This window comes from Cupriavidus sp. 10L43_2 (genome assembly GCF_056395265.1).
The window spans coordinates 433,831-455,070 of the sequence record NZ_JBFTJE010000002.1; the positions used below are offsets into that span (position 1 = coordinate 433,831).

At 67.1% G+C, this 21,240-nt stretch carries 18 protein-coding genes; 13 read left to right on the forward strand and 5 right to left on the reverse strand.

From position 1 onward, the window contains the following. Positions 1-7: 7 nt before the first annotated feature. The gene (locus AC1DEL_RS04310) at positions 8-3,118 is read right to left on the reverse strand and encodes an efflux RND transporter permease subunit (RefSeq protein ID WP_477125282.1); all 3,111 of its coding nucleotides are present in this window, start codon (positions 3,116-3,118) and stop codon (positions 8-10) included. A gap of 3 nt (positions 3,119-3,121) precedes the next feature. Beyond that, a complete protein-coding gene (locus AC1DEL_RS04315; RefSeq protein WP_477125283.1) occupies positions 3,122-4,303 on the reverse strand; it encodes an efflux RND transporter periplasmic adaptor subunit in 1,182 nt (393 codons plus the stop codon). A 360-nt stretch (positions 4,304-4,663) separates the two neighbouring features. Here AC1DEL_RS04315 and hpnD point away from each other — a divergent pair, with 360 nt between their 5' ends. After that, positions 4,664-5,500 carry a presqualene diphosphate synthase HpnD gene (hpnD, locus tag AC1DEL_RS04320; protein WP_441644420.1) on the forward strand — a complete coding sequence of 279 codons (837 nt, stop codon included), beginning with the start codon at positions 4,664-4,666 and terminating at the stop codon, positions 5,498-5,500. Positions 5,501-5,560: 60 nt separating this feature from the next. Further along, positions 5,561-6,823, forward strand: coding sequence for a Zn-dependent hydrolase (locus AC1DEL_RS04325; RefSeq protein ID WP_477125284.1), 1,263 nt, complete (start codon positions 5,561-5,563; stop codon positions 6,821-6,823). A 12-nt stretch (positions 6,824-6,835) separates the two neighbouring features. On the opposite strand, the gene AC1DEL_RS04330 is transcribed toward AC1DEL_RS04325, so the two are convergent. Further along, the gene (locus tag AC1DEL_RS04330) at positions 6,836-7,153 is read right to left on the reverse strand and encodes a hypothetical protein (RefSeq protein WP_441591137.1); all 318 of its coding nucleotides are present in this window, start codon (positions 7,151-7,153) and stop codon (positions 6,836-6,838) included. Positions 7,154-7,484: 331 nt separating this feature from the next. Between AC1DEL_RS04330 and ompR the strand changes: the two genes are divergently transcribed. The 6 genes from ompR (at position 7,485) to AC1DEL_RS04360 (ending at position 13,331) form a co-directional block, all read left to right on the forward strand. Further along, positions 7,485-8,207 carry an osmolarity response regulator transcription factor OmpR gene (gene ompR / locus AC1DEL_RS04335; RefSeq protein WP_006576352.1) on the forward strand — a complete coding sequence of 241 codons (723 nt, stop codon included), beginning with the start codon at positions 7,485-7,487 and terminating at the stop codon, positions 8,205-8,207. Between the two features lie 25 nt (positions 8,208-8,232). Then, complete coding sequence (locus tag AC1DEL_RS04340; protein WP_092292967.1) at positions 8,233-9,582, forward strand: ATP-binding protein; 1,350 nt, start codon at positions 8,233-8,235, stop codon at positions 9,580-9,582. Positions 9,583-9,740: 158 nt separating this feature from the next. Then, positions 9,741-11,039, forward strand: a complete 1,299-nt coding sequence (tcuC, locus tag AC1DEL_RS04345; protein ID WP_477125285.1) for a tricarballylate/proton symporter TcuC — start codon at positions 9,741-9,743, stop codon at positions 11,037-11,039. 300 nt (positions 11,040-11,339) lie between these two features. Beyond that, positions 11,340-11,888, forward strand: a complete 549-nt coding sequence (locus AC1DEL_RS04350) for a peroxiredoxin (protein ID WP_092292963.1) — start codon at positions 11,340-11,342, stop codon at positions 11,886-11,888. Positions 11,889-12,012: 124 nt separating this feature from the next. Continuing rightward, positions 12,013-12,534, forward strand: coding sequence for a carboxymuconolactone decarboxylase family protein (locus AC1DEL_RS04355; RefSeq protein WP_092292961.1), 522 nt, complete (start codon positions 12,013-12,015; stop codon positions 12,532-12,534). Positions 12,535-12,749: 215 nt separating this feature from the next. Further along, positions 12,750-13,331, forward strand: a complete 582-nt coding sequence (locus tag AC1DEL_RS04360; RefSeq protein WP_092292959.1) for a GNAT family N-acetyltransferase — start codon at positions 12,750-12,752, stop codon at positions 13,329-13,331. Between the two features lie 21 nt (positions 13,332-13,352). On the opposite strand, the gene ispF is transcribed toward AC1DEL_RS04360, so the two are convergent. Together ispF and ispD are read right to left on the reverse strand one after the other, a co-directional pair. Continuing rightward, on the reverse strand, positions 13,353-13,859 hold the full coding sequence (gene ispF / locus AC1DEL_RS04365; protein ID WP_477125286.1) for a 2-C-methyl-D-erythritol 2,4-cyclodiphosphate synthase: 507 nt from the start codon (positions 13,857-13,859) through the stop codon (positions 13,353-13,355). 21 nt (positions 13,860-13,880) lie between these two features. Further along, a complete protein-coding gene (gene ispD / locus AC1DEL_RS04370) occupies positions 13,881-14,633 on the reverse strand; it encodes a 2-C-methyl-D-erythritol 4-phosphate cytidylyltransferase (protein WP_477125287.1) in 753 nt (250 codons plus the stop codon). A gap of 171 nt (positions 14,634-14,804) precedes the next feature. Between ispD and mfd the strand changes: the two genes are divergently transcribed. The 5 genes from mfd (at position 14,805) to AC1DEL_RS04395 (ending at position 21,230) form a co-directional block, all read left to right on the forward strand. Next, positions 14,805-18,254 carry a transcription-repair coupling factor gene (gene mfd, locus AC1DEL_RS04375; RefSeq protein WP_477125288.1) on the forward strand — a complete coding sequence of 1,150 codons (3,450 nt, stop codon included), beginning with the start codon at positions 14,805-14,807 and terminating at the stop codon, positions 18,252-18,254. Positions 18,255-18,299: 45 nt separating this feature from the next. Further along, a complete protein-coding gene (argE, locus tag AC1DEL_RS04380) occupies positions 18,300-19,514 on the forward strand; it encodes an acetylornithine deacetylase (protein WP_092292953.1) in 1,215 nt (404 codons plus the stop codon). Positions 19,515-19,603: 89 nt separating this feature from the next. After that, on the forward strand, positions 19,604-20,458 hold the full coding sequence (gene serB / locus AC1DEL_RS04385) for a phosphoserine phosphatase SerB (RefSeq protein ID WP_477125289.1): 855 nt from the start codon (positions 19,604-19,606) through the stop codon (positions 20,456-20,458). A gap of 176 nt (positions 20,459-20,634) precedes the next feature. Then, positions 20,635-20,943, forward strand: a complete 309-nt coding sequence (locus AC1DEL_RS04390; RefSeq protein WP_441591141.1) for a hypothetical protein — start codon at positions 20,635-20,637, stop codon at positions 20,941-20,943. Further along, positions 20,940-21,230: a hypothetical protein gene (locus AC1DEL_RS04395; protein ID WP_177219880.1), complete on the forward strand. Its 291-nt coding sequence runs from the start codon at positions 20,940-20,942 to the stop codon at positions 21,228-21,230. The genes AC1DEL_RS04390 and AC1DEL_RS04395 overlap by 4 nt, the downstream gene beginning before the upstream one ends. Positions 21,231-21,240: the final 10 nt, after the last annotated feature.

A 21,240-nucleotide genomic window follows, 5' to 3' on the forward strand; every position in this document is an offset into this window, starting at 1 on the left:
CCTGCCATCACCCCGCCATCACCCCGCTGCCGCCCTCGGGCGGCTTCACGCGGAACCACGCTGCGTACAGCGCCGGCAGGAACAGCAGCGTCAGCACCGTGGCGATGATCAGCCCGCCCATGATGGCGGCCGCCATCGGCCCCCAGAACGTCGAGCGCGAGAGCGGGATCATCGCCAGCACGGCCGCCGCGGCGGTCAGGATGATCGGCCGGAACCGGCGCACCGCTGACTCGACAATGGCCTGCCACGGCGGCACCCCGGCGCTGATGTCCTGCTCGATCTGGTCCACCAGGATCACCGAGTTGCGGATGATCATGCCCAGCAGCGCCGTAATGCCAAGCTGGGCGACAAACCCCATCGGCGCGCGCAGCAGCAGCAGCGTGGCGGCGGCGCCGATCAGCCCGAGCGGGCCGGTCAGGAACACCATCACCGAACGCGAGAAGCTGTGGAGCTGCAGCATCAGCAGCGTGAAGATCAGGAAGATGCACAGCGGCAGTTGCGCGGCGATGGACGCCCCCGCCTTGCCGCTCTCCTCCTCGGCCCCGGCCACGGTGATCAGGTAGCCCGGCGGCAGGTTCGCGCGCAGCTTGTTGAGCTGCGGGTTGATCTGCGCGGTCACGGTCGGACCCTGGATGCCATCCACCACATCGGCCTGCACGGTGATGCCGAAGTCGCGGTTCTCGCGCCAGATCACGCCCGGCTCGGACTTCAGCGTCACGCGCGCCACCTGCGTCAGCGGCACCGCGCGGCCGATGTTGGTCGGCACCAGCACGTTGGCCATGTCGGACATCGCGTCGCGCTCGTTCTTCGGCGTGCGCATGATGATGTCGATCAGCTTGTCGGCGTCGCGATACTGGCCCACCGGCACGCCGGTCAGCACGGCCTGCGTGGCACGGGCGATGGCGTTGGTGGTCACGCCCAGCGCGCGCGCCTTGTCCTGGTCGATCTCCAGGCGCAGCATCTTGACGTTCTCGTTCCAGTTGTCGTTCACGCCCACCGTGTTCGGATTGGCGGCCATGATCGCCCGGACCTGATCGGCAATTTTGCGCACGCCGGCGGCCTCGGGCCCGATCACGCGGAACTGCACCGGGTACGCCACCGGCGGTCCGTTCGGCAGCAGCTTCACGCGGCCGCGCAGCTGCGGGAACTGGGTGGCCAGCACCTCCATCACGCGCTTGCGCAGCGCGTCGCGCGCCTCCACGCTGACCGGCATCACAATCACCTGCGCCACGTTGCTCTGCGGGAAGATCTGGTCCAGCGGCAGGTAGAAGCGCGGCGCGCCGACGCCGACGAAGGTGGTCAGGCTATCCACGGCCTTGTCGCGGCGCATGGCGGTCTCGAAGCGCTTGGCCTCGCCCTCCATCTGCGCGAAGCTGGTGCCCTCGGGCATCCACAACTCCACCATCAGCTCGGGCCGGCTCGAATCCGGGAAAAACTGCTTCTCGACGAACTTGAACGCCCACAGGCCCAGCGCGAAGCTGACCAGCGTGACGGCGATCACGGTCTTGCGCCACGTCACGCACCAGTTCACCAGATGCCGGAAGCGCGCGTAGAACGGCGTGTCGAACACCTCGTGATGGCCGCCGTCGCTGGCGCGGGTCTTGAGCAGCAGGTAGCCGAGGTAGGGCGTGAAGTACACCGCCGCCAGCCACGACAGCACCAGCGCCAGCGCCGTCACGGCGAAGATCGCGAAGGTGTACTCGCCCACGGTGGACTTGGCCAGCCCCACCGGCAGGAAGCCGGCCGCCGTGATCAGCGTGCCGGTCAGCATCGGCATGGCCGTGGAGGTGTAGGCGAAAGTGGCCGCCTCCATCTTGGAGAAGCCTTCCTCCAGCTTGCGGACCATCATTTCGACGGCGATGATCGCGTCATCCACCAGCAGCCCGAGCGCCACGATCAGCGCCCCGAGCGAGATCTTGTGCAGGCCGATGCCGAAGATGTTCATGAACAGGAACGTCACGGCCAGCACTAGCGGGATGGTCAGCGCCACCACCAGCCCGGGGCGCACGTCGAGCCGCAGCGGCTTGGTGTGCAGCCCCAGCGCGATGAAGCTGACCGCCAGCACGATCACCACGGCCTCGATCAGCACGTGCACGAACTCGCCCACCGAGCGCTTGACCGCCTGCGGCTGGTCCTGCACCTGCTCCATCTCGATGCCCATCGGCAACTGGCCGCGCAGGCCGTCGGTCACGCGGCGCAGTTCCTGGCCCAGCGCGATGATGTCGCCGCCCTTCTCCATCGAGATGCCGAGCCCGATCACATCCTTGCCGTTGAAGCGCATGCGGCTGGCGGGCGGGTCGATATAGCCGCGATAGACGTGGGCGATGTCGCCCAGCCGGATATTGGCGATGCCGTTGGGCCCGCGCAGCACCAGACTCTCCAGGTCCTGCACATCGCCAAGCTGGCCGGTCACGCGGACCTGGAGGTTGTCGGTCGGGGTGACCATCACGCCACTCCCGGTGGGATTGTTCTGCTCCGAGATCTGGTTGGCGATGGCGTTGATGTCGAGCCCAAGCTGCGCGAAGCGCGTCTGGTTGAACTCGATATAGAGCTTCTCGTCCTGCAGGCCCAGCAGCGTGACCTTAGCCACGGCGGGCACGCGCAGCAGCGCCTGGCGGACGAGGTCGGCGTACTCGCGCAGCTCCTTGTAGTTGAAGCCGTCCGCCGAGAGCGCGTAGATCGAGCCGTAGACATCGCCGAATTCATCGTTGAAGAACGGGCCGCGCACGCCCTGCGGCAGGGTCTGGGCGATGTCCCCGATCTTCTTGCGCACCGTGTACCAGATCTGCGCGGTGTCCTTGGCGGGCGAGTTATCGGCCAGCTGGAAGATCACCGTGGTCTCGCCCGGCTTGGAGAAGCTGCGGATCTTGTCGGCGTACGGCACTTCCTGGAGCTGCCGTTCGATCTTGTCGGTCACCTGCACCGCGATCTGCTCGGCCGTGGCGCCGGGCCAGAAGGCCTGCACCACCATCACGCGGAAGGTGAACGGGGGGTCTTCGTCCTGACCAAGCTGGAAGAAGGCCAGCAGGCCGCCGATCAGCAGCACCACCAGCAGGTAGCGGGTCAGCGGCTGGTGCTCGAGCGCCCAGCGCGACAGGTTGAAGCGCGAGTGTTCCATCGATCAGCCCTTGCTGCCGGCGGCGGCGCCCGGATTGGAGGCCGGCTGGGCCGACTGGGCAGGCTGGGCGGACGTGGCGCTCTGCATCGGCTTGACCTTCTGGCCCGGCTGCAGCAGGTGCACGCCGGCCGTGACGATGGTCTGGCCCGGCGCCAGCCCCTGGCGCACCTCGATTTCATTGCCTTGCGGGTCGCCCAGCGTCACCGGCACCGGCTTGACCGTGCCCGTGCCGCCACTGGCCGCGCCCTGGTAGATCCACACCTGATTGGTGCCGCGGTCCTGCAGCAGCGCGGTCAGCGGGATGCGGATGGCGGCGGACTCGCCGGTGCGGGTAAAGGTGACCACGGCGGTCATGCCGAAGCGCAGGTCGGCGGGCGGATTGGGCACGCTGACGCGCGTCGGGTAGGTACGGGTGACCGGATCGGCGGCGCCGGAGATCTCGCGCACGCGGCCCGGCAGCGCGCGGTCCGGCTCGGCCCAGGTGCGCACGGTGACGTCGGAGATGCCGCGCAGCATGTCCACCTGATCCTCGGGGAGGCCGATGGCGACCTCCTTCTCGGCGATCTGCGCCACGCGGATCACCGACTGCCCCGCCGTGACCACCTGGCCGACCTCGGCATCGACGGCCGTCACCACGCCGTCCGCATCGGCGGCGAGCACGGCGTAGCCGGTCTGGTTGCTCTGGTTGCGCAGATTGGCCTGCGCCTGCTCCAGCCGCGAGGCGGCGGAATCGTAGGTGGCCTGGCGCCGGTGCAGCTCGGCGGCACTGATGAAATTCTTGGCGGCCAGCTCCTTGTAGCGCTTCAGGTCGGAGTCGGCCAGATCGCGGTCGGTCTTGGCGGCATCGAACTGGGCACGCGCCGAGGCTTCCGCCAGCGCCAAGTCGGTCGGGTCCAGGCGGGCCAGCGGCTGGCCCTTCCTGACGCTGGCGCCTACGTCCACCAGACGGGCCGAAATCTTGCCGGGCACCCGGAAGCCCAGGCGCGACTCCACGCGCGGCCGTACCTCGCCCGAAAACTCGAATGCGGTCTTCCCGGCACCCGAATGCAATTGCAGCAGCCGCACGGGCCGCACGGACTCCACCGGCTCCGCCTTCTTCCCGCAGCCGGACAGCCCGGCCAGGATCGCCAGCGTCGCCACGGTCAGCAGGGCGACCATCGGCGTCCGGCGGGTCCGGGCGGGCATCGGGGAAACATCAACGTCGGCGGCCGCAACATCCGGCCCGGCATAAGGCACTGGCATGGGTTAAGCGTCTTGAGTCGGTGGAACGTCGGAACAAGCTGGAGAGTGCGGGGGAACAGCCAATTGGGGAAAGCGTCTCGCGGCGGACCCTTCTGCGGGTGCCTGCCGGGGAATTAATAACTGGCCGGTCAGTAATATAACGAGCGGCTCCGAGTGCGTCAAACGCCGGGCGACGAATGGGCCGAAACTTGGCGCGAATGGCGGACACGGGGTGGACGGGGGGCGATGTTACAATTTGCCGCTTTCGCGGACCCGCTGCGCCGGTCCGTATCGCCCCACAGACCGCATTAAAAAGAGATTGGCGTGACGCCCGATCAGTATTGCCAGGACAAGGCCGCCCCGGGCGGCTCCCTCCCCTATTACAGCTTCCTGTTCCTCCCGACCGAACGCCGCCGCGCCATCACGGCGCTGTACGCCTTCCGCCGCGAGCTGGAGGCCATCATCGACGAGAGCCACGACGCCGGCGTAGCCCACCAGCGGCTGGACTGGTGGCGCGGCGAACTGCGCCGCCTCTATGACGGTCAACCGTCACATCCGGTCACGCAGGCCCTGCAGCCCCATATTGCGCCGTGCGGCCTGCCGCAATCCGAATTTTCTGAAATGCTGGACGGCATGGAAATGGATCTGACCCAGACCCGCTACCTCGACGAAGCCGGTTTGAAACGCTACTGCCAGTGCGCGGGCGGTGCCATGGGTGTGCTGTCGGCCCGGGTGCTGGGGTTTTCCGATCCGCGCACGCTGGACTTCGCCCGCCAGCTAGGCCTGTCGATGCAGCGCGCGACCATCGTCCGTGATGTGGGCGAGGATGCCCGCCAGGGCCGCATCTACCTGCCGGTGGACACGCTCCAGCGCCACGAGGTACCAGCGGCCGACATCCTGCAATCGCGCTACTCCGAGCGCTTCGTGGCCCTGATGCGCGAGCAGGCCGAGGTGGCCCGCACGCTCTACCGCGAGGCGCTGGCGCTACTGCCGCGCCAGGACCGCCGCGCCCAGCGCGCCGCGCTGGTGATGGCCGCCATCTCCCATGCCCAGCTCGACGAGATCGAGGCCAGCCAGTTCCAGGTGCTGACGCAGCGCATCGCCCTGACGCCGATGCGCATGCTGTGGATCGCCTGGAAGACCTGGCTGCGCAACCGCTGACCGCCATCGAACCGAATCGAACCGAACCGAACTGATCCCGACCCGACCCCGATCCGCACCATGACTACCGTACTCGCCTCGCTCGGCCAATCCATCCTCGACCGCGCCGCCGCGCTCGCCGCCCACTCCGACATGGAGGACGGGCTGACCTGCGCGTTCCTTACGCCGGCGCATCGCCGGGCACAGGCGCAACTGGTGCAGTGGATGGAGGAAGCCGGCATGGCGGTGCGCGTGGACGCCATCGGCAATGTGATTGGGCGGTATGCCGCCGATCCGGCCGTGGCTGCGCCGAAGGTGCTGATGACCGGCTCTCATTTCGACACCGTGCGCAACGGCGGGCGGTATGACGGGCGGCTGGGCATCCTGCTGCCGATTGCGGTGGTGGGCGCACTCCATGCGGCGGGCATCCGGCTGCCGTATCACTTCGAGATCGTCGGCTTCGCCGAGGAGGAAGGGCTGCGCTTCAAGACCAGCTTCCTGGCAAGCAGCGTGCTGGCGGGCCGCTTCGACCCGGCCCTGCTGGACCGCGCGGACCCGGACGGGGTGACCATGCGCGAGGCGCTGGCCCAGTCCGGCCTGCCCGGCGCCGGCAGCCTGGACGCCCTGCGCGCCGCGGCGGTCGATCCGGCCACGCTGGCAGGGTTCGTCGAAGTGCATATCGAACAGGGCCCGGTGCTGCTGCACCGCGACCTGGCGCTCGGCATCGTCACGCAGATCGCAGGCAGCAGCCGCTTCCAGGTGCGGGTGGAGGGGCTGGCCAGCCACGCCGGCACCACGCCGATGGACATGCGGCGCGACGCCGCCACCGGCGCCGCCGAGATGATCCTGCTGGTGGAGTCGCGCTGCGCGCAGGTGCCGACGCTGGTCGGCACGGTGGGCCAGCTTCAGGTGCCGAACGGCTCCAGCAATGTGATTCCGGCCGCGTGCGTGTTCTCGATGGACATCCGCGCCGGCGAGGACGGCATCCGCGAAGCCGCCATCACCGACATCGTGATGGGCATCGAGCGGATCGCGGCGCGCCGTGGCCTGACCGCCACCGTCGAACGAGTGACGCCGGTGAACAACGCGCCGTGCGCGCGCTGGCTGATGGATCAGTTCGGCGCGGTGCTGCGCAAGCGCGGTCTGGAGGCGTTCGAGCTGCCGTCCGGCGCCGGGCATGACGCGATGATGATGCAACGCATGACTGACGTGGCGATGCTGTTCGTGCGCTGCGGCAATGGCGGCATCAGCCACAACCCGCTGGAAACCATCACCGTGGAAGATGCGCAGCTGGCGGCCGAGGTATTCGTGGATTTCCTGCGACATTTCCGACCGCAGGACTGATAGGGAGGGCGGTCAGCCGCCTTCGTACATCTCGCGGCCGAGATCCTGGAGATTCTTGCGCAGCGTCTTGCGCTCGTCGGGCGAGAGTTTGGGATGCCCGCCCGGTGGGCCCTGGCGGCCGGCGCGGTCGGCCATGTCGCGCTCCGTGCGGTACTTTTCGGCGCGGGTGCGGGCCTCGCGCTGGTCCAGGCGCTCACCGCCGCCCGGCTTGCCCGGCACGGCGGGGGTAGGTGCGCCACCGCTGGCGTGGCCCGGCTGGGCAGGGCGGAGTAACTGGGCCATGCCCGCCGACTGCGCCTGCGCGAGCGCCGGCAGCAGTACGATGAGCATGGCCGCGCCGGCATGGCAAGCCGCCCGCACGCACGCCGTGCGTTGCAGGGTTTGTCCGTGCCGGTTTTGCTTCACTTTCATTGGATAATGGCGGTCTTGACCGTGGTCGCACATCCGCGTGGAGGACGACGCAGGCACTATGCCAACGCCTTCGTCAGAGAGATGGGACGCCCCTTGGTCACCGTGAATGCCCGTCGCGCCAAATCGGCGTCGGGCTACGGTTTGCGGAGTGTAATTGCACAAAAGATGCACGCCGCCATACCACAGGGTAAAGTATGTAACGTTTTGTTAAGCCATTTTGAGCGAAAGCGTAAGTCGCTAAGATACCGCCATGGAAAATACCAGCCACAAGATTCTCGTCGTGGACGACGACCCGCGATTGCGCGACCTGCTGCGCCGCTACCTTGGCGAGCAGGGGTTCACGGTACTGGTGGCGGAAAACGCCACCGCCATGAACAAGCTCTGGCTGCGCGAGCGGTTTGACCTGCTGGTGCTGGACCTGATGATGCCGGGCGAGGATGGACTGTCCATCTGCCGCCGCCTGCGCGGTGCCAACGATCAGACCCCGATCATCATGCTGACCGCCAAGGGCGAGGACGTCGATCGCATCGTCGGCCTGGAAATGGGCGCCGATGACTACCTGCCCAAGCCTTTCAACCCGCGCGAGCTGATCGCGCGCATTCACGCCGTGCTGCGCCGCAAGGGTCCCGCCGAGGTACCGGGCGCCCCGTCCGAGACGCCCGAAACCTTCGCCTTCGGCGATTTCGTGCTGAACCTGGCCACCCGCACGCTGACCAAGAACGACGAGGAAATCACGCTCACCACGGGCGAATTCTCGGTGCTCAAGGTGTTCGCGCGGCATCCGCGCCAGCCGCTCTCGCGCGAGAAGCTCATGGAAATGGCCCGCGGCCGCGAATACGAAGTGTTCGACCGCAGCCTGGACGTGCAGATCTCGCGCCTGCGCAAGCTCATCGAACCGGACCCGGGCAACCCCCGCTTCATCCAGACGGTCTGGGGCCTGGGCTACGTCTTCATTCCCGATGGCGTGAAGTAGTCCCGGTTCGTCCGCAGTCAGCATCGTGGCGACCGCTCTCGGCCGTACCGCAACGCGGTTCTTTGGTTCGCTGTTCTGGCGCACCTTCATGCTGATCGCCCTGTTGCTGGCGATCTCGCTGGGTATCTGGTTCCAGAGCTACCGGCTCTTCGAACGCGCACCGCGCGCCCAGCAGATCGCCATGCAGGTGGTCAGCGTGGTCAAGCTCACGCGCGCGGCCCTGCTCTATTCCGACCCGGCGCGGCGGCGCTTCCTGCTGCTCGACCTCGTGCAGAACGAAGGCATCAAGGTCTATCCGCGCGAGAAGGACGACGACTTCGCCGCGCCCACGGCCAACCCGTTCCTGACCCAGCTGGTGCAGCAGGAGATTCGCGGGCGGCTGGGCGAGGACACCGTGCTCGCCACCACCGTCAATGACATTCCGGGCGTGTGGGTCAGCTTCGAGATCGAGGGGGACGATTACTGGGTCGCCATCAGCCCGGAGCGCTTCGAGCGCGTGCCGGGCATCCAGTGGCTGTGGTGGAGTATCGCCGCGCTGCTGCTGTCGATCATCGGCGCGGCCTTTATCACGGCACGTGTGAACTACCCGCTCAAGCGGCTGGCCAACGCGGCGCGCCAGATCGGCACGGGCGGCGACCCGCCGCCGCTGCGCGAGCATGGCGCCAGCGAGGTAGCCCAGGCCAACCGGAGCTTCAACCAGATGGTGCGCGACCTGCGCCAGCTCGACGACGACCGCGTGGTCATGCTGGCCGGCATCTCCCACGACCTGCGCACCCCGCTCACCCGGCTGCGGCTCGAGACCGAGATGTCGCCGGTGGACAACATCACGCGCGACGCCATGATCGCCGACATCGAGCAGATGGACGCCATCATCGGCCAGTTCCTCAACTACGCCCGGCCCGGCCAGGAAATGGTGGAGCCGGTGGATCTCTCCGCGCTGGTCCAGGACGCCGTGGGCGTCTATGCCGCGCACGACGACGTGCGCGTGCACGTGCGCGCCAACGGCCCGGTCATGGCGGTGGCCAACCGCATGGAGATCCAGCGCATCCTGGACAACCTGGTCGAGAACGCGCGCCGCTACGCCAAGGACGAGGAAAGCGGCATGGCCGAGGTGGAGATCTCCACCCGGCTCGATGACAAGGACGCCGTGCTGACCGTGGCCGACAACGGTCCGGGCGTGCCCGATGCGCAGCTCTCGCTGCTGACCCGGCCGTTCTACCGGCTCGACAGCGCGCGCAGCGAGGCCAAGGGCGCGGGGCTGGGCATGTCCATCGTCAACCGCATCCTCCAGCGCAACGGCGGGCGGCTGGTGCTCGCCAATCGGCCGCCACCCAAGTCCGGGCTGGTGGTGCGCGCCTGCTTCCGGCGCGCATGAGGCGCCACCCCGCGCGGGCACTGACAGGTTTTCGACAGCATTTGATAGCAGATTGAAAGGCGGTTGACAGGGCATTGACAGCCCCGCGGCGCACACTGGCGGCCATTGCGATCCCACAACATGTCGCCGGCCGCACCGGCGCTGACCGAGAGACAGCCATGTCCAGCACCGCCTCCGCGCCGGCTTCCCAGCACAGCGCCCGTACCGTGTTCCGCGTCGTCAGCGGCAACTTCCTCGAAATGTACGATTTCATGGTGTACGGCTTCTACGCCGCCGCCGTCGCCCGTACGTTCTTCCCCAGCGGCAACGAATTCGCCTCGCTGATGCTCTCGCTGGCCACCTTCGGCGCCGGCTTCCTGATGCGTCCGCTCGGCGCCATCATTCTCGGCGCCTATATCGACCACCATGGCCGCCGCAAGGGCCTGATTCTCACGCTGATCCTGATGGCGATGGGCACGCTGCTGATTGCGCTGGTGCCCGGCTATGCCTCGATCGGGGTGGCCGCGCCGCTGCTGGTGCTGGCGGGCCGGCTGCTGCAAGGGTTCTCGGCCGGCGTGGAGCTGGGCGGGGTATCGGTCTACCTGTCCGAGATCGCCAAGCCGGGCCAGAAAGGCTTCTATGTGGCGTGGCAGTCGGCCAGCCAGCAGGTGGCGGTGATCTTTGCCGGGCTAATGGGTGTGATCCTGCACGCCACGCTGGCGCCGGAACAGATGGATAGCTGGGGCTGGCGCGTGCCGTTCCTGATCGGCTGCCTGATCGTGCCATTCCTGTTCATGATCCGCCGCTCGCTGGAGGAGACGGAAGCCTTCCGCACCCGCAAGCACCAGCCCACCATGCGCGAGATCTACCGCTCGATGCTCGACAACTGGGGCATCATCCTCGCGGGCTGCATGATGGTGGTGATGACCACGGTGTCGTTCTACATGATCACCGCCTACACGCCCACCTTCGGCAAGACCGTGCTCAAGCTCGGCGACGTGGACAACCTCATCGTGACGATGTGCGTCGGCCTTTCCAACTTCATCTGGCTGCCGCTGATGGGCGCTGTCTCCGACCGCGTGGGACGCAAGCCGCTGCTGGTGATCTTCACCATCGCCACCCTGCTGACCGCCTACCCGGCCGTGTCCTGGCTGGTGGCCGAGCCGTCCTTCGGCCGCCTGCTGATGGTGGAGCTGTGGCTCTCGTTCCTGTACGGCAGCTACAACGGCGCGATGGTCGTCACGCTGGCCGAGATCATGCCGCCGGCGGTGCGCACGGCGGGCTTCTCGCTCGCCTACAGCCTGGCCACGGCGCTGTTCGGCGGCTTCACGCCCGCCATCGCCACCTACCTGATCCACGAAACCGGCAACAAGGCCGCGCCGGGCCTGTGGCTGACGTTCGCCGCCGCCTGTGGCCTGGTGGCCACGCTGGTCATCTTCCGCACCCGCCGCCTGCAGGGCGCCCTGCGCACCGCCTGATACGCGTGGCCTGATGCGGCCCCGACCCGATCGCCGCCACAAGATGAAACTTTTGTGGCGGCTTTCGTCATGTGCGTCCGCACATGGCATACTCACCGTTCGTCTTTGGCGCGCGCCGTGCAGGGAAAGGCCGATGCCTATCGGTCTCTTTGAGACAATCAATTGGCCCTGCGCGTATCGGACAGGTCATAATCTGGCTTTGTTGCGATGCCGTATCGTGGCGTTCTGCAGCCCCGTGCTGCCCCACCCCGCCCGGCGTGTCGCGTGCGTTACTCTGTTCAACCGTATCAGGAGAAGTTGATGAAGACCGTTGGTGACAAGATCGAATCGTTCCAAATCGTTGGCGTGAAGCCGGGTTTCAACAACCACGAAGAGAATGGCCAGTCGGCTTTCGAAGACATCACCGAGAAGTCCTTCGAAGGCAAGTGGAAGATCATCTACTTCTACCCGAAGGACTTCACCTTCGTGTGCCCGACCGAAATCGTCGCCTTCGCCAAGCTGAACGACGACTTCGCTGATCGCGACGCGATCGTGCTGGGCGGCTCGACCGACAACGAGTTCGTGAAGCTGGCATGGCGCCGCGAACACAAGGACCTGAACAAGCTGAACCAGTGGCAATTCGCCGACGTGACCGGCTCGCTGGTGGACCAGCTGGGCGTGCGTGACAAGGCTGCCGGCGTGGCCCTGCGCGCTACGTTCATCGTCGATCCGGACAACGTGATCCAACACGTGTCGGTGAACAACCTGAACGTCGGCCGTAGCCCGGACGAAGTCCTGCGTATTCTGGACGGCCTGCAAACGGACGAGCTGTGCCCGTGCAACCGCGCTGTCGGCGGCGCCACGCTGTAATTTGTTTGACCTGCCAACCGCCCTCCCCGGGCGGACCGGCGCGCGCGGAAGTGGCCAAACCGGCGCTTCCGCGTCAAAGCCCGCAAATGCGGGTTTTTTGAGCCCTGGACGATAGGAGAAATAAATGGAATTCCTCAGCACGATTAAGAACCTCATTCCCGACTACGCGAAGGACATCCGCCTGAATGTGGATGGCACGATCGCGCGCTCGTCGCTGGAAGGCAATGACGCCGTGGGCGTGGCACTCGCCGCCGCCTTCGCCGCCAAGAGCAAGATCATCGTCGATGCCATCCGCAATGCGAACGTGCTGTCGCCGGAGGAAGTCACCGCTGCGCAGACGGCTGCCGCGCTGATGGGCATGAACAATGTCTGGTATCCGTACATCGAGATGGCCGAGGACCCGGACCTGTCGAGCCAGCCCGCCGGACTGCGCATGAACGCCTACGCTACCCATGGTGGCGTGGACAAGCGCCGCTTCGAGATGTACGCACTGGCCGCGTCGATCATCGGCAAGTGCCACTTCTGCGTGAAGTCGCACTATCAGTTGCTGAAGACCGAGCAAGGCATGAGCGCGCAGCAACTGCGCGACGTGGGCCGCATCGCCGCCGTGATCGGGGCTGCCGCCAACGTGATCGCCGCAGAATAAGGCTTGCCGGGCAGGCATTGCCCGCCTGGTCAGGAAAACCTACCGCCACCGCAAGGGGCGGCAGGTTTTTTTTCGCCCCAGCGCGAAAGCCTGATGTCAAGACGATGTCAATACGCTGGGCGGCATGTTGTCTGACACGCAAACGGGCGATCGGGAACCATGCACTTGTGCCGCGACCGGCCTACAATCCACGCAAGGACACGGATACAGAGGCCATGAGTACCTTGCCTTCGCATACCTCCCCCCGTTTTCGCTTCCGCCTGGCGGCGGCGTACGACTGGGGCGACATCGCAGCGGTCACGCAGCAAGCCTATGGGCAGTATGAGCTTGCGATCATGGAAGATTGCCGCGCATCGTTCCAGCGCGGCATGCAGTCCGTGCTGGCCGCAAAGGACAATCCCGACATGGAATGGTGGGTCGCCGAGAGCGACCACGGCATCAGCGGTGCCGTGCTGTTCTGCCATCCGGGCGCCACGCTGCCCGCCCTGGACGACAGCACCGTGACGCTGACGCAGCCCGAGGCACGGCTGCTGTCGGTCAGCCCGCAGGCGCGTGGCCAGGGGCTGGGACATCGGCTGATGCAGATCTGCATCCAGCGGGCGCGCGATATCGGCGCCAGTGCGCTGGTGGTGCGGACCATGCCCGAGATGGCCTCCGCCAACAAACTTTGCCAGCAGATGGGCTTCCAGAAACGGACCGAAGCCGGCGCACGCAGCGGCGCCATGGCGCGCCTGAACGACTACACCTTCGCGATCCTGCCCGAGGAAGCGCCGCTACCGTCGCCACCCCCGGTCTGACTGTCTGATCGCGCAGTTGCTTCAATCCTGAACGTCGCCAGCCTTGCGGTAGATCAGCACCGCGGCCTGCGCGACGATGCCCTCTTCGCGCCCTTCGAACCCCAGCTTCTCATTGGTCTTCGCCTTCACGTTGCAACGCGTGACGGGCAGGCCGAGGTCTTCCGCGAGATTCGCCGCCATGCCGCCGATATGCGGCGCCAGTTTTGGCTTTTGTGCGATGACCGTGGCATCCACGTTGCCGATCTCGTAACCGGCCTCGCGCACCCGCCGGGCCGCCTCGCGCAACAGCACGCGACTGTCGGCACCGGCGAAATTCGGGTCCGTGTCGGGAAAATGCCGGCCGATGTCGCCCAATGCGGCGGCACCGAACAGCGCGTCGGTCACGGCGTGCAGCAGCGCGTCGGCATCGGAATGGCCGAGCAGGCCACGGTCATGCGGAATGTCCACGCCACCCAGGATCAGCTTGCGGCCCGGCACCAGGGCGTGCACGTCATAGCCCTGGCCAATGCGGATATCGAACGGATTCAATGCGACTCCTCTGAAAAATGCTTAACGGTCAGCCAGCGGGGCTGCCGGCGCGAGCAGGATGTCCGCCAGCGCGAAATCCTCGGGGTAGGTGACCTTGAAATTGCGCAGCGAGCCGTTGACCAGGCGCGGATGCAGGCCCAGGCGCTCGATGGCGCTCGCCTCGTCGGTGACCACGGCGCCGGCGGCCAGCGCCTCCTGCAACGCCTGGCGCAACACGCCTACGCGGAACATCTGCGGGGTCTGGGCCTGCCAGAGCCCTTCGCGCGGCACGGTGGCGCCAATCCGCACGCCAACCTGGGCGCCTTCGTCCGCCCGCTTGAGCGTATCGGGCACCGGCACCGCCAGAATGCCGCCGATGGCCGCATCGGCCTCGTCGTCGGCCTCCACGGCGCGGATCAGCGTGTCGATCATGGCCGGCGTCAGCCCGGGGCGGGCGGCATCGTGCACGAGCACCCAGTCGCTGTCCGTGGCGCCGAGCTGGGCCAGGTGATGCAGGCCGGCCAGCACCGAGGCGTGGCGCGTGTCGCCGCCCACGAAGGCGGTATCGAAGCGCAGCCCCGCGAACGCCTCCGCGCCGAAGCGCGATTCCAGCGGCATATCGTCCGGCGCCAGCACCAGCGCGGTGGCGCTGATGCGCTCACAGGCGGAAAAGGCGGCCAGCGCGTGCCAGATCATCGGGTGGCCGGCCACGGTCTGGTATTGCTTGGCGACGTGGCCGCCGGCGCGGCTGCCGGTACCGGCACAGGGAATCAGGGCGAAGCGGCGAGCAGACACAGGGTAGCGGGGCGAAGTAGGAATAAGACGGGCGGCGGACCGGCCGGTGCGCATTCTATAATACGGCCCTTGTCCACCGCCACGGAGATCCCTTCCGGGGCCGGACTATCATGGCCAACCCCCGCCCGCGCTGCCGGCGGGGCGCTGTCGTTTCGATCGCCCTTGCTGCCAATGCCTGACATCCACGCTGTCACATCCTTCGCCAACCTGTCGCTGGTCAAGCCCGGCATGCGTCACGCGGTGGCCGGCCTGACCGGCTCCGCCGACGCCCTGCTGGTAGCCGCCTACGCGCGCCAACACAAGGGCGCCCTGCCGATGCTGGCAGTGATGTGCGCCAACGCCACCGACGCCCAGCGCCTGGCCGAGGAAATCCCGTGGTTCGCGCCCGAACTGCGTGTGCGGCTGCTGCCGGACTGGGAAACGCTGCCCTACGACAGCTTCTCGCCCCACCAGGACCTGGTATCTGAGCGGCTGGCCACGCTGCACGACATCCAGACCGGCCAGTGCGACGTGATGCTGGTGCCCGCCTCCACCGCGCTGTACCGGCTGGCGCCGCCGGCCTTCCTGGCCGCGTACACCTTCTTCTTCAAGCAGGGCGAGAAACTCGACGAAAACGCGCTCAAGGCCCAGTTCACACTGGCCGGCTACGAGCACGTCAGCGCGGTCATGCGCCCCGGCGAGTACAGCGTACGGGGCGGGCTGATCGACCTCTTCCCGATGGGCTCGGCCCTGCCGTACCGGATCGACCTGTTCGGGGATGAGATCGAGACCATCCGCGCCTTCGACCCCGACACCCAGCGCAGCCTGTACCCGGTGAAGGAAGTGCGCCTGCTGCCCGGGCGCGAGTTCCCGCTCGACGAAATCGCCCGCACCGCCTTCCGGGGCCGCTGGCGCGAGGTGTTCGAGGGAGATCCGACCAAATCGCCGATCTACAAGGACATTGGCAACGGCGTGCCGTCCGCCGGCATCGAGTACTACCTGCCGCTGTTCTTCGAGGAAAGCGCCAGCCTGTTCGATTACCTGCCCGCCGGCACGCAACTGGCGTTCGCAGGCAATATCGACGAGGCCATCCGCCGTTTCTGGGCCGATACCACCCAGCGCTACACCTTCATGCGGCACGACCGCGAACGCCCGCTGCTGCCGCCGGCGGACCTGTTCCTGTCCGAGGAGCAGTTCTTCGTAGCCGCCAAGCCGCTGGCGCGCGTGGTGCTGCAGCGCGAGGCCACGGCCGAGCAGGCACCGTTCTCGGCTGCCCTGCCCGATGTCTCGGTCAACCGCCGCGCCGAAGACCCGCTGGTCAACCTTGAGGCCCTGCTGCTGAACAAGGCCACGCGCGTGCTGATGTGCGCCGACTCCGCTGGCCGGCGCGAGACGTTGATGCAACTCTTCGCCGAAAGCGGCCTGCGTCCGCAGCCAGTGGACGACTTCGCCGCCTATCTGGCCGGTGACGCGCACTTCTCGATCGCCGTGGCGCCGCTGCAGAGCGGCTTTGCGCTGCCGCAGGCGCAACTGGCCTTCGTGACCGAGGCCGAGCTCTACGCAGGTACCGCGCGTCGCACGGGCCGCCGCAAGCAGGAACAGGCCAGCGCCGTCGATTCGATGGTGCGCGACCTCGCCGAACTGAAGATCGGCGACCCCGTGGTGCATAGCGAGCATGGCATCGGCCGCTATCAGGGGCTGGTGACGATGGACCTGGGCCAGGGCGAGGAGGAATTCCTGCACCTGGACTACGACAAGGGCAGCAAGCTGTACGTGCCCGTGCACCAGTTGCATGTGATCTCGCGCTACTCGGGCGCCGATCCGGAATCCGCGCCGCTGCACCACCTCGGCTCCGGCCAGTGGGACAAGGCCAAGCGCCGCGCCGCGCAGCAGATCCGCGACACCGCCGCCGAGCTGCTGAACCTGTACGCACGCCGCGCCTTGCGCCAGGGCTTTGCCTTCCCGCTCCAGCCCAAGGACTACGAGACCTTCGCCGAAAGCTTCGGTTTCGAGGAAACCCCCGATCAGGCCGCCGCCATTTCGGCTGTGATCGCCGACATGACCTCCGGCAAGCCAATGGACCGGCTGGTCTGCGGCGACGTGGGCTTCGGCAAGACCGAGGTGGCCCTGCGCGCCGCCTTCGTGGCCGTGCTCGGCGGCAAGCAGGTGGCCATGCTCGCGCCGACCACGCTGCTGGCGGAGCAGCACTTCCAGACGTTGTCCGACCGTTTCGCCGAATGGCCGGTGCGCATCGTGGAGCTGTCGCGCTTCAAGACCAAGAAGGAGATCGACGCGGCCATCAAGCAGATCAACGAGGGCACCGTCGATATCGTCATCGGCACGCACAAGCTGCTCTCGGACGACGTGAAGTTCCAGCGCCTGGGCCTGGTCATCATCGACGAGGAACACCGCTTCGGCGTGCGCCAAAAAGAGGCGCTCAAGACACTTCGCGCCGAGGTGGACGTGCTGACGCTCACCGCCACCCCCATCCCACGCACGCTGGGCATGGCGCTGGAGGGCCTGCGCGACTTCTCGGTCATCGCCACGGCGCCGCAGAAGCGGCTGGCGATCAAGACCTTCGTGCGACGCGAGGAAGACGGCGTGATCCGCGAGGCCATCCTGCGCGAGCTGAAGCGCGGCGGGCAGGTCTACTTCCTCCATAACGAGGTCGAGACCATCGAGAACAAGCGCGCCCGGCTGATGGAACTGGTGCCCGAGGCGCGTATCGCCGTGGCCCATGGCCAGATGCACGAGCGCGAGCTGGAGCGCGTGATGCGCGATTTCGTGGCGCGGCGCGACAACATCCTGCTCTGCACGACGATCATCGAGACCGGCATCGACGTGCCGACCGCCAACACCATCCTGATCCACCGCGCCGACAAGTTCGGCCTGGCCCAGCTGCACCAGCTGCGGGGCCGCGTGGGTCGCTCGCACCATCAGGCCTACGCGTACATGCTGGTCCATGATGTCGATGGCCTGACCAAGCTGGCGCAGCGCCGGCTCGAGGCCATCCAGCAGATGGAGGAACTCGGCTCCGGCTTCTACCTCGCCATGCACGACCTGGAAATCCGCGGCGCCGGCGAGGTGCTGGGCGACAAGCAATCGGGCGAAATCCACGAAATCGGCTTCCAGCTTTATACGGACATGCTCAACGCCGCCGTGAAGGCGCTCAAGGCCGGCAAGGAGCCGGACCTGATGGCCCCGCTGCAGGTGACCACCGAGATCAACCTCGGCACGCCGGCGCTGCTGCCGAACGACTATTGCGCCGATGTGCACGAACGGCTGTCGCTCTACAAGCGGCTGGCCAACTGCGAGACGGCCGAGAGCGTGGACAACATCCAGGAAGAGCTGATCGACCGCTTCGGCCGCCTGCCGCCGCAGGCGCAGGCGCTGGTGGAGACGCACCGGCTGCGCATCGCCGCCGTGCCGCTGGGCGTGCGCAAGATCGATGCGGGCGAGGCCACCATCAGCATGCAGTTCGTGCCGAACCCGCCGATCGACGCCATCCGCATTATCGACCTCGTGCAAAAGAACCGCCATATCAAGCTGGCCGGGCAGGACAAGCTGCGCATCGAGGCCAAGATGCCCGATGTGGCCGTGCGCGCCCAGACCATCAAGCACACGCTGCGGCAACTGGCGTGACGGTGTAGGATCGCATCCTTGACGAATCAATCATCTTTCCGCCCCATGCCTGCCCACGCCAATGCCCAATCTTCCGCCACCGCAGCCAAGCCGCGCGGCAGTGCGCTCGACTGGACCGAGCGGCTGGTGTCGTACGACACCACGTCGCGCCATTCGAATCTCGGCCTGATCGAGGCCGTGCGCGACCACTTCCTGGCCAAGGGGCTGCGGCCGCACCTGAGCTACAACCCGCAGGGCGACAAGGCCAACCTGTTCGTGACCGTGCCGGCGGCCAATGGCGCCACCGATGGCGGCATCGTGCTGTCCGGCCACACCGACGTGGTGCCGGTGGACGGCCAGAACTGGACCACCGACCCGTTCAAGCCGGTGATCCGCGACGGCAAGCTCTATGGCCGGGGCACCTGCGACATGAAGGGCTTCATCGGCACAAGCCTGGCGCTGCTGCCGACCATCCTGGAGGCCAGGCTACGCGAGCCGGTGCACTACGCGCTGTCGTTCGACGAGGAAATCGGCTGCATGGGCGCGCCGTATCTTCTGGCCGAATTGCGAGACCGTGGCGTGCGGCCGGGCGGCTGCATCGTCGGCGAGCCGACCAGCATGCGCGTGATCGTCGCGCACAAGGGCATCAACGCCTACCGTTGCTGCGTGAAGGGTCAGGCCGCGCATTCGTCGCTGACGCCGAAGGGCGTGAACGCCATCGAATACGCGGCGCGGCTGATCTGCTTCATCCGCGACATCGCCGATGAATTCAAGGCCAACGGCCCGTACGATCAAGCCTTCGACGTGCCGTTCACGACCGCCTCCACCGGCACGATCCAGGGCGGCATCGCGCTGAACACCATTCCGGCGCTGTGCGAGTTCGTGTTCGAGTTCCGCAACCTGCCGGGCGTGGATCCCGAGGCGATCTTCGCGCGGATTCAGGAATATGCGAATGGCGTGCTGCTGCCGAAGATGCGCGCCGAACATGCCGACGCGGGGCTGACGCTGGCGAAGATTGCCGCTGCGCCGTCGCTCGACGCTGCCGAGGCCGACGCCATCACGCAACTGGTGCGCGCGCTGACCGCTGACCGGGACACCAACAAGGTGGCCTATGGCACCGAGGCCGGCCTGTTCCAGCGCGCCGGCATCCCGGCCGTGGTCTGCGGCCCCGGCGACATCCAGCAAGCCCACAAGCCGGACGAGTTTGTCGCCCTCGACCAACTGGAAGCCTGCGAAGCCTTCCTGCACAAGGTGGTGGACAGCCTGCGCGTGGCCGCCTGAGCTGCTTGAGCGTTTGAGCAGGAGGGCGGTGCGCTTACAATATCGCCTTCCTCGCTTTGCGCGCCCCGCCCCGACTTCCCCCTGCCGTCATGCCCCTGATTCTCCAGAGCCTGTCCCCGCTGTCGCCCGCCGATCTCGACGCCATCCGCCCCATCGCCGACGCTTCGGCCTTCACGCTGCGTGCGGCCAACGTCGCGGCCGCCGATGACTGCGCCCCGCTGACGCCCGCACTGCACAAGGCGCTGGACGAAGCCTGCGGCCCACGCGGCATCGACTGGGCCGTGGTGCCGGCCGGGCGCAAGCTCTCGGACTTCCGGCTGGTGGCCATGGACATGGACTCGACGTTGATCACGATCGAGTGCATCGACGAAATTGCGGACTTTTGCGGGCTGAAGGCCGAGGTTTCGGCGATCACGGAAGCCGCCATGCGCGGCGAGATCACCGATTTCAATGAAAGCCTGCGGCGCCGCGTGGCCCTGCTGAAGGGGCTGGATGCCAGCGTGCTCGACCGCGTCTACGCGGAGCGCCTGCGCCTGTCCCCGGGTGCCGAGCGGATGCTGCAGACCGTGCAGGCGCTGGGCATGCGCACGCTGCTGGTGTCGGGCGGCTTCGTCCATTTCACCGACCAGCTCAAGCCGCGCCTGAAGCTGGACTTCACGCGCGCGAACACGCTGGAGATTGTCGATGGCAAGCTCACCGGCGAAGTCGTCGGCGAAATCGTCAATGCGGACGTCAAGGCACGTACGGTGCGCGAGGTCTGCGCGCAGATCGGCGCCGATGTGTCGCAGGCCATCGTCATGGGCGACGGCTCGAACGATCTGAAGATGATGGCCGTGGCCGGCCTCTCCGTCGCCTTCCGGGCCAAGCCGGCGGTGCGCGCGCAGGCCAGCGTGGCGTTCAACCACGTCGGCCTGGACGGCCTGCTGAACCTCTTCCCGCACTAAATCTCCGCCCCCCCCAGCCCGCCCGGAGATTGGCTCCGGGCGGCGCCCGCATCGCATTTCCCCTAGTTCTCCACCCCCGTTCGGCCGCCGAAATGTACCGCAACGTATTGATTTCCTTGTGAAAACAAATACGAATCATTATTATTCGGAGTTCCAACCATTCCGATGTTGCCCGCATGCAAGCGTTCGCTGTATTGCTAGGACTGGCGGCGGCTGCGTGCTTGTACCTCGCTGCGCCGAACCAGGTTCTGTTTGTCTCCGCCGACGGTGAAGGCCGCGCGCCCCTGCCGCCCCGGCTGCTGGGTTGGCTCGGCCTGTTGCTGACGGTCGCCAGCGCCTGGACCATGAGCGTGCCCGAAGGCTGGCCCGTGGCCATCGCCGCCACGCTGGTCTCGCTGACCTGCAGCCTGTCCCTGTGGCCGTTCATCGGCACGTGGGTCCACCACCGTCGCGGGCTGGCCCGCCGGGAAGGAAGCGCAGCATGATGGGCACGAAATGGCTTGCCGGGACACTGCTGGGCCTGCCCCTGGCCCTCGCGCTGTGCACGCTGGGCATCCTCTGGCTGCCGGGCGGCTGGCATGGCGGCGTGGTCGCCGCAGTGCTGCTCAGCTTCGTCGCCTGGGTCACGCTGATCAGCCTGAGCCTGCTGTTCCGCACCAGCACGGCCGCGTGGCTCTGGCTGGGGGGCGCCAACCTGATCTGCTTCGGCCTCCTGTGGGCGCTGCGCCTGACGAACACCATGCCCGCCGCGTCCGCGCTGGCCGGGTCGTGAGGACCTCTCC

What these genes read in the sequence shown, in the direction of transcription:
- AC1DEL_RS04310 (WP_477125282.1), bottom strand. Translation starts at nt 3,118, where the DNA reads ATGGAACACTCGCGCTTCAACCTGTCGCGCTGGGCGCTCGAGCACCAG.
- AC1DEL_RS04315 (WP_477125283.1), bottom strand. Translation starts at nt 4,303, where the DNA reads ATGCCCGCCCGGACCCGCCGGACGCCGATGGTCGCCCTGCTGACCGTG.
- AC1DEL_RS04325 (WP_477125284.1), top strand. Translation starts at nt 5,561, where the DNA reads ATGACTACCGTACTCGCCTCGCTCGGCCAATCCATCCTCGACCGCGCC.
- AC1DEL_RS04330 (WP_441591137.1), bottom strand. Translation starts at nt 7,153, where the DNA reads ATGCTCATCGTACTGCTGCCGGCGCTCGCGCAGGCGCAGTCGGCGGGC.
- ompR (WP_006576352.1), top strand. Translation starts at nt 7,485, where the DNA reads ATGGAAAATACCAGCCACAAGATTCTCGTCGTGGACGACGACCCGCGA.
- tcuC (WP_477125285.1), top strand. Translation starts at nt 9,741, where the DNA reads ATGTCCAGCACCGCCTCCGCGCCGGCTTCCCAGCACAGCGCCCGTACC.
- AC1DEL_RS04350 (WP_092292963.1), top strand. Translation starts at nt 11,340, where the DNA reads ATGAAGACCGTTGGTGACAAGATCGAATCGTTCCAAATCGTTGGCGTG.
- AC1DEL_RS04355 (WP_092292961.1), top strand. Translation starts at nt 12,013, where the DNA reads ATGGAATTCCTCAGCACGATTAAGAACCTCATTCCCGACTACGCGAAG.
- AC1DEL_RS04360 (WP_092292959.1), top strand. Translation starts at nt 12,750, where the DNA reads ATGAGTACCTTGCCTTCGCATACCTCCCCCCGTTTTCGCTTCCGCCTG.
- mfd (WP_477125288.1), top strand. Translation starts at nt 14,805, where the DNA reads ATGCCTGACATCCACGCTGTCACATCCTTCGCCAACCTGTCGCTGGTC.
- argE (WP_092292953.1), top strand. Translation starts at nt 18,300, where the DNA reads ATGCCTGCCCACGCCAATGCCCAATCTTCCGCCACCGCAGCCAAGCCG.
- serB (WP_477125289.1), top strand. Translation starts at nt 19,604, where the DNA reads ATGCCCCTGATTCTCCAGAGCCTGTCCCCGCTGTCGCCCGCCGATCTC.
- AC1DEL_RS04390 (WP_441591141.1), top strand. Translation starts at nt 20,635, where the DNA reads ATGCAAGCGTTCGCTGTATTGCTAGGACTGGCGGCGGCTGCGTGCTTG.
- AC1DEL_RS04395 (WP_177219880.1), top strand. Translation starts at nt 20,940, where the DNA reads ATGATGGGCACGAAATGGCTTGCCGGGACACTGCTGGGCCTGCCCCTG.